This is a genomic window from Proteus penneri (assembly GCF_003144535.1).
GTDB classification, from domain to species: Bacteria; Pseudomonadota; Gammaproteobacteria; order Enterobacterales; family Enterobacteriaceae; genus Proteus; species Proteus penneri.
Window position 1 is genome coordinate 193,250 of record NZ_PHFJ01000008.1, and the last position, 15,768, is coordinate 209,017.

Annotated in this window: 15 protein-coding genes and 1 pseudogene; 2 read left to right on the forward strand and 14 right to left on the reverse strand. The window is 37.2% G+C overall.

The window, feature by feature from the left end; genetic code table 11:
• Positions 1-58: 58 nt before the first annotated feature.
• The 8 genes from CUB63_RS11100 to CUB63_RS11135 all read right to left on the reverse strand — a co-directional run bounded on the left by CUB63_RS11100 (position 59) and on the right by CUB63_RS11135 (position 7,411).
• The gene (locus tag CUB63_RS11100; RefSeq protein WP_006534458.1) at positions 59-946 is read right to left on the reverse strand and encodes a MurR/RpiR family transcriptional regulator; all 888 of its coding nucleotides are present in this window, start codon (positions 944-946) and stop codon (positions 59-61) included.
• A gap of 190 nt (positions 947-1,136) precedes the next feature.
• Entirely contained in the window at positions 1,137-1,610 is a 474-nt protein-coding gene (gene nanQ / locus CUB63_RS11105) for an N-acetylneuraminate anomerase (protein ID WP_109399172.1), read from the reverse strand.
• A 13-nt stretch (positions 1,611-1,623) separates the two neighbouring features.
• Entirely contained in the window at positions 1,624-3,114 is a 1,491-nt protein-coding gene (locus CUB63_RS11110; protein ID WP_006534456.1) for a sodium:solute symporter family protein, read from the reverse strand.
• A 51-nt stretch (positions 3,115-3,165) separates the two neighbouring features.
• The gene (nanK, locus tag CUB63_RS11115) at positions 3,166-4,035 is read right to left on the reverse strand and encodes an N-acetylmannosamine kinase (protein ID WP_109848038.1); all 870 of its coding nucleotides are present in this window, start codon (positions 4,033-4,035) and stop codon (positions 3,166-3,168) included.
• Positions 4,032-4,730 (reverse strand): N-acetylmannosamine-6-phosphate 2-epimerase, encoded by a 699-nt coding sequence (locus tag CUB63_RS11120; RefSeq protein ID WP_072064997.1) that lies wholly within the window; start codon positions 4,728-4,730, stop codon positions 4,032-4,034. The genes nanK and CUB63_RS11120 overlap by 4 nt, the downstream gene beginning before the upstream one ends.
• A 201-nt stretch (positions 4,731-4,931) precedes the next feature.
• A complete protein-coding gene (locus CUB63_RS11125) occupies positions 4,932-5,627 on the reverse strand; it encodes an oligogalacturonate-specific porin KdgM family protein (protein WP_006534451.1) in 696 nt (231 codons plus the stop codon).
• A gap of 81 nt (positions 5,628-5,708) precedes the next feature.
• Positions 5,709-6,866 carry an N-acetylneuraminate epimerase gene (locus CUB63_RS11130; RefSeq protein ID WP_109848039.1) on the reverse strand — a complete coding sequence of 386 codons (1,158 nt, stop codon included), beginning with the start codon at positions 6,864-6,866 and terminating at the stop codon, positions 5,709-5,711.
• Positions 6,867-7,195: 329 nt separating this feature from the next.
• Positions 7,196-7,411, reverse strand: coding sequence for a hypothetical protein (locus CUB63_RS11135; protein WP_006534448.1), 216 nt, complete (start codon positions 7,409-7,411; stop codon positions 7,196-7,198).
• Positions 7,412-7,818: 407 nt separating this feature from the next.
• Between CUB63_RS11135 and CUB63_RS11140 the strand changes: the two are divergent.
• Positions 7,819-9,136: pseudogene (locus CUB63_RS11140) on the forward strand (sodium-dependent transporter).
• A gap of 86 nt (positions 9,137-9,222) precedes the next feature.
• Here CUB63_RS11140 and CUB63_RS11145 read toward each other — a convergent pair.
• The 4 genes from CUB63_RS11145 to CUB63_RS11160 form a co-directional block, all read right to left on the reverse strand.
• Complete coding sequence (locus CUB63_RS11145) at positions 9,223-10,593, reverse strand: class-II fumarase/aspartase family protein (protein ID WP_109399176.1); 1,371 nt, start codon at positions 10,591-10,593, stop codon at positions 9,223-9,225.
• Positions 10,594-10,604: 11 nt separating this feature from the next.
• On the reverse strand, positions 10,605-12,161 hold the full coding sequence (locus tag CUB63_RS11150) for a PTS transporter subunit EIIC (protein ID WP_006534444.1): 1,557 nt from the start codon (positions 12,159-12,161) through the stop codon (positions 10,605-10,607).
• Positions 12,162-12,493: 332 nt separating this feature from the next.
• Positions 12,494-13,234 carry a MurR/RpiR family transcriptional regulator gene (locus CUB63_RS11155; protein WP_072065002.1) on the reverse strand — a complete coding sequence of 247 codons (741 nt, stop codon included), beginning with the start codon at positions 13,232-13,234 and terminating at the stop codon, positions 12,494-12,496.
• Between the two features lie 197 nt (positions 13,235-13,431).
• Positions 13,432-13,677, reverse strand: coding sequence for a DUF2543 family protein (locus CUB63_RS11160; protein ID WP_006534442.1), 246 nt, complete (start codon positions 13,675-13,677; stop codon positions 13,432-13,434).
• A 124-nt stretch (positions 13,678-13,801) separates the two neighbouring features.
• Here CUB63_RS11160 and CUB63_RS11165 point away from each other — a divergent pair, with 124 nt between their 5' ends.
• Positions 13,802-14,518 (forward strand): RluA family pseudouridine synthase, encoded by a 717-nt coding sequence (locus CUB63_RS11165; RefSeq protein WP_006534441.1) that lies wholly within the window; start codon positions 13,802-13,804, stop codon positions 14,516-14,518.
• A gap of 10 nt (positions 14,519-14,528) precedes the next feature.
• On the opposite strand, the gene CUB63_RS11170 is transcribed toward CUB63_RS11165, so the two are convergent.
• Complete coding sequence (locus CUB63_RS11170; RefSeq protein ID WP_161669695.1) at positions 14,529-15,005, reverse strand: cold-shock protein; 477 nt, start codon at positions 15,003-15,005, stop codon at positions 14,529-14,531.
• A 110-nt stretch (positions 15,006-15,115) separates the two neighbouring features.
• Positions 15,116-15,649 carry a DUF2058 domain-containing protein gene (locus CUB63_RS11175; protein WP_109848040.1) on the reverse strand — a complete coding sequence of 178 codons (534 nt, stop codon included), beginning with the start codon at positions 15,647-15,649 and terminating at the stop codon, positions 15,116-15,118.
• Between the last annotated feature and the right edge of the window lie 119 nt (positions 15,650-15,768).

Here is a 15,768-nt window from a genome sequence, read left to right on the forward strand (position 1 = left end):
GAAAGTGTGATCTTTAGCCAATTTTCACTAAAAACCACACAATAATGTAGAGATAAACTTATGCGGAATGAGTCTGTTTTAGTGCATTCAATGTTCGTAATTTTTGCTCTTTAACCATGTCAGGTTGAGCTTGGACTAATAGTGTATAAAGAAGATCTAATACAAAGAGTTGTGCTGTTTTTGTACCAATAGAGTCACCTTGCAGTTTCCCTTGTCGGTTACCATTAATTAAATGGTGATCAGCATACTCCATAATTTGTGAGCCTAAATTATGCGTCAATGCAATCGTGCTGGCTCCTGCTTCTTTAGCCAATTTAAGTGCATGAACAGTTTCTGGAGAATTGCCTGAGTGGCTAATTCCAATCGCCACATCACCAGGTTTTAATAATGAAGCTTGCATATACATAAAGTGATTATTTGTCACAGCATCAACACGATAACCAATTCGCATCAGTTTATTTTTTAAATCTTCTGCGGTAATTCCTGAAGAGCCAACACCACAAATAAAAATATAGTTTGCAGATAATAAAGCATTTACAGCACCTTGAACTTGCTTCATATCGAGCAGATTCAATGTCTCTGATAGTACGTTATTAATCGTTGCTTGAAGTTTTAAACCAATAGTATGGATATCGTCTTGATGGGTTACTTCTGCATCAAGAATAGGTGACTCGTCATTATCAGAGGTCGCCATTTCAATCGCCAAATCCATTTTAAAATCTTGAAACCCTTTATAACCCAATGTACGGCAAAAGCGCACAACAGTCGCTTCACCCGCTTTTGTCGCTTGTGAAAGTTGAGCAATAGAGAGCTGAGTGACTTCTGTAGGATGGAACAGGATATAGTCTGCAATACGCTGTGATACTCGCGTTAGACTATTTTTCATTGCGCCTAGCGTATCAAGTATTTTACCCGGCTTTAATCGGGTCGTTGCCTGTTCTGTCATGGAGATTATCCTTGGTTGCAGAAGATACACGGGAAAAAAATTCTGCCAACAAGAGTACCAATTCCAACAGGTTAAAAAAAGCCTTGCCCATACAATAATGTGATAATAAAAAACGCTTTATTCCTTAATATCATCAGAATACAACTTACTGATACATCAGAAATAAAGCGCTTAATAAAGACCGTAATTGCTAGTCAGTTAATGTGGTGACATCTAGCTTAACAACCACTTTCTTCAGTACATTTACACTCTTTTCAGCCGAAATTCCCGGTTTATGTGGTTCATAAGGCATAAAAACAGCAAACATGTTTGGTGTAAGCGTTAAAGTTTGTTGACCTATTATTGTATCAGTGAGTTGATAATCATCAGTCTCATTATAAGGTGTCACATCTTGAGCTGAACCCTGTATACCAAAATCAATGATCTCTTCGCCACTAAGCAATATTTGAATATCAATATAACGCTGATGCAACTCAGCTCGCTTCTGTTCACGAGGCTGAGTTTCAAACGTCATCACATTCATAAACAGCGTTTCGTCATCAATTTTATAACTACCCGGAGCAAGTGAAGCGGGATCTAGTGCTAATGCTTTTTCCATCGCGTGACGTAACGCGGGATTCATTTCTGGCATTGTAGCCAAATCTGATATGTGTCCAAATATCATAGATTATTCCCTATTAGTTTCCTGATGTTTCGTTCTCATCTAATGAAATTTGTTTTGCTGATGCGAAAAGCGGTGCTGTAACTGTGCCTGCAATAACAACAGACATTGCACCAATCACTCCATAGAAGAAGAAATTGAGATCACTGCCATAACGCGCGGCTAATACTGCAATAATACTGACAATGATCCCAACAATGGCACTACCTGCATTCGCGCGTTTAACAAAAATACCCAGCATAAACAAACCCGTCATGGGGCCACCCATTAAACCAATCAGACTATTAAAGGCATCCCAAATTTCAGATTCATCAGATAAAACTAACCAGATTGCTGCCAAGCTACTGAAGACGCCAGCAACAATAATGACTAACCTTGCGACTTTCATTTTTTGTTCGGCACTGCGCTCAGATTTACTTAAACGAGTGTAAATATCAGAGTTAAAACAACTTGAAATACTGTTTAAGCTACTCGAAATACTGGATTGAGCCGCAGCAAAAATAGCGGCAATAATTAATCCTGCAATACCAACGGGCATTTCAGTCACAATAAACAGAGGCAAAATCCCTCCCGTATTAAAGCCTTCAGGTAAGAAATTAGGATTCTGTTTGTAATACACAAACAAGGCAGATCCAATAGCAAAGAAGAAGATAGGAATAATGGCAACTAATTTCGCATTCGTTATCAGTGTACGTTTTGTTTCTTCAATGGAATCTGTCACAATATAACGCTGCACCACATCCTGACTTGCAGTAAACTGTTGAATATTAGCGAATAAAAAACCGATCATCAAAACAGGGATGGTGCTATCAGTCCAACTCCAACGAAATTGAGTCGTAGGAAAAAATTTATCGGCTTGTGATGTTGCAGTGAAAATTTCACTAATTCCGCCATCAACTTTAAAGCAGATCATAATAAAAATAAGAACTGCACCACCTGAAAGTAATAACCCTTGAATAACGTCTGTCCAAATAACCCCTTCAATTCCGCCCATCCATGTATAAATAATACAAAGCAAGCTAATCAGTACAATTAAGACAACAGGATCGATACCCATAAAAGGACGTAAAGCCAGTACAGTTAAATAAGTAATAATGGCAATCCGACCAATATGGAATAACATAAATGAAAGGCTGGCAAATAAACGACTGCGTACATCAAAACGTGCTTCTAAATATTCATAAGCCGAAGTGATTTTTAATTTTCTAAAGAAAGGAATATAAAAATAAAAAACTAAAGGCAAAATAGCGATAGCCAAGTATTGCCCGATAATAAAAGTCCAATCAGAGGTATAGGCTTTTGCTGGGATCGACATAAAAGTAATGGAACTTAAAGTCGTCGCAAAGACAGAAACTCCTGCCGCCCAACCTGGAACGCGACCTCCTCCACGAAAATAATCATCCGCTGTTTTTTGGCGTTTAGAGAAATAAACACCCACGAGTAACATTGCTGCCAAATAACCAAACAGCACTGCATAGTTAATAAAACCAAAATCATGTAATTGCATTTTTTAGTCCTGCCATATGTAGGGTAAAAGGTAAGTTTTACGACAGTTTTTTTATTGCTCTCTAGCCCAAAGGACAGCGCCCCAGAGCCCGGCATCATGATGATAGTGAGCCGATAATATCGGCACTTGTAATGCAACTGGTTGCTTTATCTGGGCAGCTTGAACGAGTTCGATATATCCCTTAGCTAGCCCGACACTTCCCCCAAGAACAACACAATCAGCATCCGTTGTTGCTTTAATATCGGTCACCAAATTTGCAATGGTGTTTGCTGAACGTTCAATAATTGATTTTGCTTGTGAGTTTCCCTGATGAAAGGCAGCAAAAATCGCTTTTGCATCTTTTCCAGCAAGTTCCTCTGTCGCTTGCGACGCAATTGCACGGCCAGAAGCAATTGCTTCAACACAACCATAGCGACCGCAACCACAAAGTGGACCATGAGGATCAGCAAGCGTGTGACCTAAATGGCCTGCAATACCTCTTTTTCCTGTAAAGAGTTGTCCTTGTTGAATTACGCCACCACCCACACCTGTGGATACAGTGATAAATGCCATATCAGAAATAGTTTCACGACGATGATCATACTCAGCCCATGTAGCTGCTTGAGCATCGTTGAGTAGCCAACAAGGCAATCCTGTGAGTTCAAAGAGTGTTTCTTTTAAAGGAAAATCTTTTAGCCCACCTAAATTATCAGGATTTAATGCGGTCAAAATGCCATTACAAATAATTCCTGTTGATGCAACAGCAACACTATCTGCATAGCTTTTTAGTGGTGTAGTAATAGCAACTAAGGCTTCATAAAGTTGCGTTGGTGATGCACTTGCTGGTGTGGCTATCTGAGCATGTTGTGTCAGTTCGTTATCTCGACTAATTAGTGCTGCCGAGATTTTTGTTCCTCCAATATCAATGGCTAATGTATTCATTTATCTAACTCCTGCTGCCACTTTAATGCCTGAGTAAACCAATCACAGACATGCTCAAGACGCGTTAATGCAGAACCTACTGTGACAGCCCAAGCACCAGCTTGCATTCCTCTTGCGGCTATCATTGGTGTGTTATAACGCCCTTCAGCAATCACTCGACATCCTTTTTCAGCCAATGCGGTAACCAGCTGCAAATCAGGTAATTTCGGTATTTCGCCACCGGTATAACCCGACATCGTTGAACCAATAAATTCAGTGCCTAACTCTTGGCAATACATGCCTTCATCAAAAGTGGCACAATCTGCCATCGCTAATTTTCCTAGGCGATGAATATGGGCTAGTAGCGTTTTCACTGGCACAGGACGTACACGATCAGTACCATCAAAAGCAATAATATCGGCACCCGCTTTAGCCAAGTCATCAACATCACTAAGCCACGGAGTGATCCTCACAGGGCTATCAGGTAAATCTCGCTTCACAATGCCAATAATCGGCACATCAATAAGAGGACGAGTTGCTCTTAAATTATCAATTCCCTCAATACGCACAGCAATTGCTCCTGCATTTACCGCTGCTTGAGCCATTGCAGCAACAATTTCTGGCTTATCCATTGGGCTATTATCAACAGGCTGGCAAGACACAATTAGTCCACCTTTTTGTTGAATATCTTTAGTCATCTTTTCAATTAGCGCCATTTTGAACTCACTGTTCTCTTTTTTTGAAATGTAACTCCAAATTATAGTATTTTACGGAGTTTAATTTCTCAATCAAAAAAACAGTAAATTGTGAAGAAGATCAAACAATAACCAAAATCACACAACTCACTGATAAATAAATAGAATAAAAAACAGAATGATGTTTACACCACTCTGCTTTTTTATTCCGTTTTACTTAAATTAAAAATGGAATTGCAACCCAACTCGATAACGAGTCTGACGATCATCGCTGAGAGGGCTTACAGCCATATTGCCAACTTCAATATAAGGTGTGAAAGTACTGTTGATTTGATAAGAGAGAGCGACGTTATGCTCATAATTGCGTTTTTTATTATCATATTTTATAGCGTCGCTATACATTTGAGTATAATCATATTCCACTTTAAATTTGTTATATTTATAACCGATAAAACCATCAAGGCGATTTGTTTTTTCATCATCAACACCTTGTTTTGTTTTACGGGCATAATCAAAACGATAACGTCCTGCAATATATAAACCATTATCAAAGTTATATTGTGCTTTTAAATAGGGTTTATATATAGAAGTATCTGTTACAGTTTCAAAAATAAGGCCAGGCTGCAATGTAATATGGTTATTTAGTTTATAGTTATAACTTAATCCCATTTCAATCGCATTATTAACAACATCACTAAATAGTTTATCTTTTTCACCATCAACACCACCCGATTTAACGCTAGCATCAATATAAAAACCAACGCCATTTGAAAAAGAGTGAATAAATGCAACTCTATCTTTATTAATTCGAGTAGAGTCTGCATATTCATGACGAAAGTCCAACGTAGTCGCATATAATTGAGATGATATTAATAAAGTACAGCATGACAATAAAAGTTTTTTCTTTTTATTTAGCATAATATTTATCCAAAAGGTGAGATCCCCTGAATTAAACAAGGAGATCTTTATAATTTATTTTAATTTATATGTAGGAAGAGATTATTCAATAATTAATTTTTTATCTTTCATCGTTAAAGTAATAACTGAATTAACAGCTTCACCTTTATTTGTTTCACCTCCAATTAAATAAAGTGAATTATTATGTGAGATAGTGACACCATAACCAAGAGGAAGAGGTAATTCACCAATGACTTTCCATTGATTATTAATAAAACCATAAATTTCTTTATGCCATGTCTTTTCTAATCCTTGATGCGCAAAATAATGTTGCTGTGCATATTTTTCCTGTGCGCCCGGAAAATTAGCCCCACCAGCAACAAGTAAAGTATGCATACTATAACCTGTAAACGCACCAGCTAAGCCATCTTGCCGTTGATTAGATATAGGGGCGGGTAGTTTCTGAGCAACAGAATCCCATTGTAATTGATTATTTTTTAATGTGGCAGTTTGTACTTCACTGGTACGTAATCCAGGTTTTATTTCACCATTGATTAAAGTGATTTTATTGCCATCATAAGCTAATGCAGAACCTGCTGTTCCATTAAATGGTATAACACCTAATAATCGCCATTGATTATTTTCAGCATTATATTCCATTACATTTCGATTAAAAAAATAGCCCTCTACTGGCTTATTAAAATAATCACTAATGACTTTTTTATTTTCAATTTCATTCGATTTAGTTCGATTTAAATCCACGAAATAACCGTCAAATATTTGTTGATTAACACCACCAAGAATAATGGCTTGATCATTGTTAATGTTAATCCCTGTGTGCCCCACTAATCCATAAGGCGCTCGTGTATTGACCTTTTCCCATTTATTTTCTTTTGGTAAATAGCGATAAACATCCGTAAGCGCACTAATTGTTACGCTATTTTCATTTTCTTTACCTGCTCCACCAAAAATATAAATATCGTTATTTAACTCTAGTGCAATAGCTTGCTCTCTTTGTGTTCCAGGAAAGTCTGCCATTTTTTCCCATTGTTTTATCGAATTATTGAGATCAAGCTTGTACCATGATTTCCCCGCTGTACCTAAACCAGCATAAATAACATTTTCGCTGATTGTTCCAGCCCCACTTTTAAATGTTACGGGTAAATTAGGGAGTTTTTCTGCAAAACTAGCAGACGTGAATATTGTCGTCACTAGCATTACAGAAAGACAGGAGTAAGATATTTTCTTTATTCTGTTCATACTTATTAGCTCTTATTATTGTCATCAAGTAGGGTATTTTTCTTGTATCTTAAATATCACTCCAATATATAATTATTTTCGGAGTTAAACTTCAAATCGATCTTTTCTGAATTGTGAAGGCGATCAAAATGTCTATTTTTTAATCTCATATTTTTACAGCTTTCTTTAAACTAAATTTAGGAATAAAAATCTGACAATGAAATGAAAAATAGTCACAACAAATTATTATTGAGATTTTATGCAGAATATAATTTTACTTCTTTTGCAGTAAAAAAATTTTATGACACAGGTAAAAATGGAGTTTTATTTCAAGTGCCTTTTTAATCGATTTAATGCTTATTTTTACCTTGTGTGTTAATTAAAAAACGAGTTATGTAACATGATGGAGTGGTGAGTTGATCACCTGAATATAAATAAGGTGTACCCATATCTTCAATATCAGTACAAGGCCATTGAATATGCGCTAAACCTGCCAATTTTTCATAAGTGACACCAAAAATAGCGGACATATTCCATAACTTATTACGACCTTCAACTATTGGCATCAGAAAAACATTTAGAAATAAAAATTAACACTGAATTCTAATAAAATTTCTTTCTTTAGTTTGAATTTATGATATAAATAATAAATACGCATTTTGAAAAACAATATTTCATATTGCATTGCGATCATATCCATTTCAATAAAGAGCAAAAAGATGAACATGAACACCGATAACCGACTTTTAGGCCTAAACCTACTACTCCTTCGTTAGGTGGCCAAGCACGTTCATTTTTTTGCAAAAGCCACCAGTAAGGTGGCTTTTTTGTCTGTAGCCTTCTGGTGGAGCTGTTTTTAGGGGAGTTCTATGATGTATAGTTTCACCACAAGGATTAAAAGTTGCAGTCACTTACCAACAACCTATTGTTTGGCAATCACCTCCATAACACACATGATTAAACAGGGGGAAAAATGAGCCAACAATGGACATCACGAATCGGCCATATCTTAGCAGCCGCAGGCTCTGCAATCGGTATTGGCGCAATCTGGAAGTTTTCTTATGTTGCCGCCAGTAATGGGGGAGGCGCATTCTTAATCGTCTTCTTATTATTCAGTTTTATTATCGGGCTTGCGGTATTACTGGCTGAGAATATCTTAGGTAGCAGCACTCACGCTGAAGCCGTTAATGCCTTTAAGAAAATGATGGGACGCAATTGGGTCATCATTGGCGTTATTGGTGTATTCAGTTCATGGTGTATTTATAGCTTCTATAGTGTTGTCGGTGGTTGGACAATTGGCTATACCGTTATGGCGGCAACAGGTCAGTTGAATATTACAGATAGCGCTGAATTAACTGGTATTTTTACCCACTTTATTAGTGATCCTTTATGGCCTATTTTGGCTCACCTTGCCTTTGCTGGATTAACCTGTTTTGTGGTTTTAGCTGGTGTACAACGTGGATTAGAAAAAGCCGTCAAAATCATGATGCCAATGTTATTTATCATTATGATTTTATTGATTATTGTTGGTATCAGCTTACCCGGTTCATCTGAAGGCTTAAAATTATTTTTATACCCTGATTTTAGCAAGTTAACCCCTCAAGGCGTATTAGATGCGTTAGGGTTAGCCTTCTTTTCACTGTCTATCGGTTTAGGTATTCACATCACTTATAGTGCTTATTTAGCGGATAACAAAGGTATCGCTAATTCCAGCATGTGGGTGGTTATTTTGTCCTGTATGGTGTGCGTACTTGCTGGATTAATGATTTTTCCTGCTTTATCTGCCGCAGGTTTAGAACCTAATGCTGGCCCTGGCTTAACCTTTATGACGATGCCGGTTTATTTTGCTCACTTACCCGGTGGCAATATATTAGCTGTGACGTTCTTTATCCTGTTATTAATGGCGGCATTAACCTCTGCAATTTCATTACTTGAGCATATCGTCGCTTATGTGCAGATGCGTTTTCAGTGGACTCGTCGTCGTGCAGGGTTAGTGGTTACCGCCTCTATTATGTTGATGGGTATTCCAGTTTCATTATCTTTCGGACCGATGAGTGATGTGACACTGGGGGGGGAAAACAGTCTTTGATTTGTTGGATTACCTGACTTCTAATATTTTGATGCCACTGTTTGGTATTGCAATGTGTTTAATCTTTGGTTGGTCACGTAGAGCGAATGCATTTATTCCTGAAAATATCACGGGATTAAAACGTCAAAGCTTATTATTGGTGTGGCGTTATATTGGTCCAATCTGTATCGGTATTATTTTAGTTCATGGTTTAATTGGCTAACTATCAACGAAAAAGAGCTACTCAAATGAGTAGCTCTTGACTTAACTGATAATGATTTTTTATGGATACTTGATAGTTTTTACTATTTATTTATAACTTTGTTTAATTTCTTGAGAAATCGCTAACCCACGTTTTGCTTCTTTTTCAGCAAGCTCAACAGATAAACCGATATAAGAGCGAGGATCTAGCATTGCTTTAATTTCATCCGCATTAAAGGTAGCGCTAATGATCTCATTCTTCATTAGGTTAGTGTAAAAATCCTCACCATCTGCTGCTGTTTTAATGGCTTCTTCATATAACAGTGAATGCGCTTTATCTTTACCTAATTTTTCTGCCATTTTCATCATAACGTATTCGGTATTATCTAATCCCTTATTTCTCATCACGTTATGTAGCATTCTCTCTTCATGAGGAACAATGGTTCTTGAAAGCTCTTCCGTTCTTAACAAAACTTCTGTTGTTAATTCTAATGCTTCTTCAATTAAGCCATCGAATAACATATAAGAACTGCTGTCACCTTCATAAGGTCTTACCGCAGAGTACATTCCCACATTTGGTAACGAGTACAATTTCTGAGAGTTAGCAATAATACCTTTCGCTAATTTTGGATTAATTTTATGAGGCATCGTGCTACTACCCACAGTGCCTTTGGTAAATCCTTCAGAAACCTCAGCAATTTCTTCTAATGTAGTGCTATAAACTTCTTCACCAATTTTATGGCAGATATTAGCCATCAGTGCCAAGTTCATCATGTACTCTAATTTGTGTGTACTTAGGTTACGTGATGGTACTTCCATTGCCTGCATACCCACCAATTCAGCAACGCGTTTTTGTACTTTCATTCCCACTTCAGGCATTGAGTTAAAAGCACCTACAGCGCCACCCATCATAATGGTGAATACACGCTTCTCACACTCTTTCATGCGCTGATAGCAGTCAATAAAATCGCTGATCCACACTGACACTTTATACCCGTAAGTGATAGGAATAGCATGACGACCGTGCGTTCTACCCGCCATTACCATATGTTTTGTTTTTTCAGCGAGGTTTGATAAGTTTTCAATAATTTCGCTTAACAACAACATAAATTTGTTATGTACGGTTTTCATCATATACAGCTGTGAGCTTTGCTGTATATTTTGTGTGGTAATGCCGTAGTGCACATATTTACCACTCTCTTCAGAGCATGCATTCACTAGTACTTTTAAGAAAGGCACAAAGCCATGACCGATTTTTTGATAAATACGGTTCATCTCTTCAAAATCAATATTCTCTATAATCGCCTTTTCTTTAATTTCATCTGCGGCAGACTGTGGAATAAAACCATATTCAGCTTGTGCTTGCGCTAACATTGCTTCAAACATCAACCAAGTTGAATATTTAGCTTCATTGGACAGCAGCTTTTTTATACCGCGATCGTCGATTGTTTTACTTTTAGAATCGTATAACGCTCTCATCATGTATCCTTTTATTTCTTCATTGCTTCATCAACAGCATTGCGAACAAATTCGACTTTAGGGCCATAAACGACATGGACATGGTTTGCTGCCGGAAAGAAGAATGCTGTACATCCAGACTCCAACATTAATTCTTTATCTATTTGATTAACTTCATTAATATCAATACGTAGCCGTGTAATACAGTTATCAACATTACGAATATTTTGTTTGCCACCTAACGCCTGAATAAGAATGTCTGCAATTTCGCCATAACGTTTTTCTTTGATTAGCGTATTTTTCATATTGCTTGATTCTTCTCTACCTGGCGTTTTGATATCAAATTTGACGATAGCCCAGTAGAAAATGAAGTAAGTCACAACCGCCAGTGCGCTACCAATCAACACTAAGAAGATCCAGTTAGTGTGTTCGTACAGCAAACCAAAGATAGTGAAATCAAAGACGGTGCCTCGGATATAACCAATTGCAACACCAGCAAAAGAGAGCAGAACTGCGCCAATACCTACGATAATCGCGTAAATTAAATAGAGTAACGGTGCGATAAAGACGAAGGTAAATTCAAGCGGTTCGGTAACGTTACCTAACATGGCAGTTAAGACCATCGTCACCAACATCGATTTAACTTCAGCGCGGTTCTCTTTTTTCGAGGTTTTATAAATTGCTAATGCAATCGCAGGGAATAAGAACAACGTAACCAACATTTGTTGCTGAGCCATAAAACGCGTCAAGCTTGGCATCATTGCCCAATATTCACTACTTGGCCCTTGGTTAAATAACACTTCTGTCATTGCTGGAACAACGCCCACATAGGTTTGGCCGTCAATCACATAAGAACCACCAGCTTCAGTAAATCTAAACAGAACGTTCCAGACATGGTGTAAACCAAATGGAATAAATAGACGCTCACCACCTGCGGTAAAGAAAGGTCCGACAGGACTTAAGAAGACAGCCGAGAGCTTAGTTAAGCCCATGACTAATACTTCCCAAATAAATGGCAGTAATGCACCTACGCCAATCATTAATCCGACCATAATAATGGCGACAGATTTTTTTCCTGAGAAGAAGGCAAATGCGGTCGGTAATTCAAGGTTATAGAATTTATCGGTAGCCCATGCAGCGATTAATCCGGTGATAATCCCCCCTGCGGCACTGATGTTCATAGTTTGTATACCAAGCACCTTGATTTGCCCCACCTGTGTCATAATCGCAGGATCGGCAAGTTTTCCAGTCAATACCAACCAGATATTGATTGTACTTATCAAGGTTAAATAACCCACCACAGAGGCAAAGACCGCTATCCCCTTATCTTTGTGGCTCATACCATATGCCACACCCATTGCAAATAAGAGTGGGATATTGTCAAACACAACGCCCGCAATAGAACGGATACTCACTAATAAAGCATTGACTGTTTCATTTCCTAAAAAAGGAAAGCGTGCAATCATATAAGACTGAACTAAAGCACCACTGATCCCCAAGATCATACCGATAGGTGCCAATACGCCGATTGGTAGAAGTAGGGTTCTACCAAAGCGCTGAATAGATTCGCTGAACTTTTTCCTGGCCATATTTGTTTCCTTATGACTTCTCGAATATAAAAGAATTACCGAGGTACTCTAGCTTAGGGATTATAGGAAATGAATGACGTGGCGGTTTTAAATATTATCTCAGGTCACAACTTATGACTTAGGTCTTTTTTTAATTATCAACTTAATCAATAACAGTGAATAAATAATTTTACTCTATTAAATAATATTTATTTTAGAACTTAGAAGTAAGATTGAAAAGAAAGACTATTTTAGAATAAATGATAATTATTCTAACGGAATAGATTAATACTATTCACGCTTTAATAATTAAAAGAGGAGCTAATAAATCAGATAGATGATGTTATCTTTTTTTAAAGTAGATTTTCCAGCTCGTTAATCAATAAATCTACCAGCATAAAAAAACCAATACGTGATTTGGTATCGTCTTTTTTTGTATCATGATTATCCGCAAAACAAAATAGCGCATGTGTTGCGTAACTGGTTAATTCATTAGTATTAAATGCTGTCATGCTAATGATATTGGCATCTTTTAACTGAACGATTTTTGCTGTCTCGATGATTTTCTTGGTGCCACCAGAAAGAGAAATGAAAATAACGGTGTCGTCTTCATTAACAAGACGCGTAAACGAATCAGATAAATTGTAATCATTAATAAAAAAGCAATGTAGACCTAATGCAAACAATAGGTGTTCAAGGTAATACCCTACGGCTTTACTGGTGCCTCTTGCAACAATAAAAATATTCCTAGAATGGCGTAAAGTTTTTGCACACTCCTGAATTTGTGCTTCATTAATTAAGGTAAATGTTTTATTAATGTTTTTTTCTAACTGTTTTTTATAAGATGCCGCACTCGTCTTTTCAACCTTATTTCTGGTCAAAATATAATTATTAATTTGGAATTTAAGCTCTTTAAATCCACTAAACCCTAATTTTTGCGATAAATTAATGATCACCGTTTTTGATACAAAGGTTTTGGCAACTAAATCATTAATATTTAAATATGGAATATCCGCAATATTATCGGTGAGATATTTTAATACTTTTTTTTCGCTGATCGTTAAATTGTCATAATTTTTTAAAAAATCCAGCATATCTCACCCAATAAATTAATCTAACGCATTCTATGAAAACAGCAAACATCAAAAAAGCAGCTCTGTTCTTTCTGCGAGTTTATGTGAAATAAAGTACATTACGAGTATACGTCAAATCATACAGTTATGTAGGCTCAGAGTGATATTTTGTGAATTAGGATAATATTGAGCCCACTTTTTAATGAACCCAATACGTGTTATTCATTACCCCAGCGATTTAGAAATTCAGCGATATCATCAATGCGTTTTTTATCAATACCCGCTTCTTTTGCCATCTCTTGTTGTGCCGATTCACTAATTTCTTCGTTATTTGTGAGTCGAGTGAGTAACAACTGAAAATAAAGTGCTAGCGCATCTTCTTCAGCTTGAGCGACAGGCTTTGCGGATTCCATCGCATACTCTTCTACCATGTCATAATATTTAAAATGAATGTCATTGTTCATAAGTTATTCCCAAGAATTAACGTTTCTACTCGCCATATTCAAATGAGTAAGAGTATATCTCTACATTCGCCTGATAACCTAAAATTCGCTATCATCCACTTTCTTCTTTTTTGCGGATAAGCTGATGTCTACGATTATCGATACTTTTATCGCCCCACCTTGCCATGATGAAATCGAGATCCTTTATCAAGACGAGCACTTAGTTATTATTAACAAACCAACCGGACTATTGAGCTTATCGGGAAAAAATCCACAAAATATCGATTCGGTGCATTATCGATTAGTGAAGCTATTTCCAGGATGTACGCTTGTTCATCGGCTTGATTTTGGCACATCTGGATTGATGATTGTGGCACGCAATAAAGCAATCAATGCGCTTTTATGTCAGCAATTTAGCCAGCGCAATATAACCAAAATATACAACGCACTACTATGTGGTCATTTGAAAAAGAATGAAGGGGTGATTGATGCACCAATTGCAAAAGATCCCGCTCTATTCCCACGCATGTCGATTTGCCCTATTAATGGTAAACCTGCACGCTCTGGTTATCACGTTATTGAGCGTTTTTATCATACATTAGAAGATGGAACATTATTGCCTTTAACACGCGTACAATTTACCCCTGAAACAGGAAGAACGCATCAACTTCGTATTCACAGCCAGTTTATAGGGCATTCTATTTTAGGTTGTGATTTATATGGTGGATGCGACGGAGGTTTAATTGAAAAAAGGGAAGGAACTGAACGGACTCCGCGACTTATGCTTCATGCAAGTGAACTTCATTTTGTTCACCCTATTAGCCAAACACCAATAAAAGCGCGTTGCGAAAGCCCGTTTTAAATGTCGATATTTACAGTTTGAGCGCTTTTACTGTTTCATCGATATCGAGTTCATCTTCAGTAAAAACTATCTCTGTTCCATGCATTGTCATGATCGCCAGTTTTCTCAAAGTACGCATATTATTAGCACCATCCGCTGATTTTGGTCTGATGCTATTCATTAAAGTCCCGACAGAAAGTACCGTGTTTTCTTTATCGATATGCGTATCTGCGGATACTTCCTCACTATAAATTCGAAATGATTTAATAGATGTTAGCTTAATTCGCTCACCTGCAATATAAACGTATTTGCTGTCTGGGATCACTTTAACCGCATACGCAGACAGCCCTTTGGTATTGGTGGTCGGCTCAAAAGTGACATTTGCATCTGTCTTTATCAAAGCAGGGTTGGCAACTTTAATCACATGAAAATAACGGTTATCCCCGTTTTCATCTTTAATAAATCCAAAACCTTTATCTTCAAACCACTTTGTGATTATTCCGTTCATTGCCATTATTATCGCCTACTTAATCGTTTATCTACAAAAATTTGCTGATGCAGTATAAAGCACAATGCTTATACAGACTATGCCTGTGAGCGAATATGCTACGTTGCTTACTACCACATCAAATCATCTGGAATTTTAAAATCAGCATAAGGATCGTCTTCATCTTGTTCTGTCTCGCTAAGCGTGTTATTTAACAAGATACAGTCCACATCTCTTTGTGTAATTTTATCCGCAACACTGGCTGGAATAATCGCGTATTCCGTTTTATCTGCACTATCCAGACGAGCAATAGCAAGACGCCCACTAATTAATTGGGATTGCGTTAGTTTATCCACTACGATGTTTTTAATCACATTATTGTCAGTGAAATTAAAATCAATATCACCTTTTGCTGGTGTAATTCTATTCATCTCAATAAGTTGCTTAACTTGCGCTTTATATTCTTTAGATAAAGTTGCTTGTTTTTGTTGTTCACTAAGCAATCTATCGCGCTCAAGTTGGGCTTTTTTATTTTCTTCTACGGCTTCTCTTGCTTCTCGCGCTTGAACGCGTGATTTTTTTGCCGTTCTTTGGACTTTTGCCATTTTTTTACTGGTCACAAGCCCTGCTTTTAACATTTGCTCTTGTAAGGTAAGTTTTGCCATTTTTATGCCTAAATCTGCTCAATCATTTTTGAAATTATACCTGTAATTTCCAAGAGTGCATCAGATTGTAAGATTGGTCGTTTATTAGAAAAATAGGACTAGTGCGATTTGAACCTACC

Bases quoted from the DNA above. Each gene is read 5' to 3' on its own strand.
- CUB63_RS11100 (WP_006534458.1), bottom strand. From the start codon at position 946: ATGACAGAACAGGCAACGACCCGATTAAAGCCGGGTAAAATACTTGAT.
- nanQ (WP_109399172.1), bottom strand. From the start codon at position 1,610: ATGATATTTGGACACATATCAGATTTGGCTACAATGCCAGAAATGAAT.
- CUB63_RS11110 (WP_006534456.1), bottom strand. From the start codon at position 3,114: ATGCAATTACATGATTTTGGTTTTATTAACTATGCAGTGCTGTTTGGT.
- nanK (WP_109848038.1), bottom strand. From the start codon at position 4,035: ATGAATACATTAGCCATTGATATTGGAGGAACAAAAATCTCGGCAGCA.
- CUB63_RS11120 (WP_072064997.1), bottom strand. From the start codon at position 4,730: ATGGCGCTAATTGAAAAGATGACTAAAGATATTCAACAAAAAGGTGGA.
- CUB63_RS11125 (WP_006534451.1), bottom strand. From the start codon at position 5,627: ATGCTAAATAAAAAGAAAAAACTTTTATTGTCATGCTGTACTTTATTA.
- CUB63_RS11130 (WP_109848039.1), bottom strand. From the start codon at position 6,866: ATGAACAGAATAAAGAAAATATCTTACTCCTGTCTTTCTGTAATGCTA.
- CUB63_RS11135 (WP_006534448.1), bottom strand. From the start codon at position 7,411: ATGCCAATAGTTGAAGGTCGTAATAAGTTATGGAATATGTCCGCTATT.
- CUB63_RS11145 (WP_109399176.1), bottom strand. From the start codon at position 10,593: ATGAGAGCGTTATACGATTCTAAAAGTAAAACAATCGACGATCGCGGT.
- CUB63_RS11150 (WP_006534444.1), bottom strand. From the start codon at position 12,161: ATGGCCAGGAAAAAGTTCAGCGAATCTATTCAGCGCTTTGGTAGAACC.
- CUB63_RS11155 (WP_072065002.1), bottom strand. From the start codon at position 13,234: ATGCTGGATTTTTTAAAAAATTATGACAATTTAACGATCAGCGAAAAA.
- CUB63_RS11160 (WP_006534442.1), bottom strand. From the start codon at position 13,677: ATGAACAATGACATTCATTTTAAATATTATGACATGGTAGAAGAGTAT.
- CUB63_RS11165 (WP_006534441.1), top strand. From the start codon at position 13,802: ATGTCTACGATTATCGATACTTTTATCGCCCCACCTTGCCATGATGAA.
- CUB63_RS11170 (WP_161669695.1), bottom strand. From the start codon at position 15,005: ATGAACGGAATAATCACAAAGTGGTTTGAAGATAAAGGTTTTGGATTT.
- CUB63_RS11175 (WP_109848040.1), bottom strand. From the start codon at position 15,649: ATGGCAAAACTTACCTTACAAGAGCAAATGTTAAAAGCAGGGCTTGTG.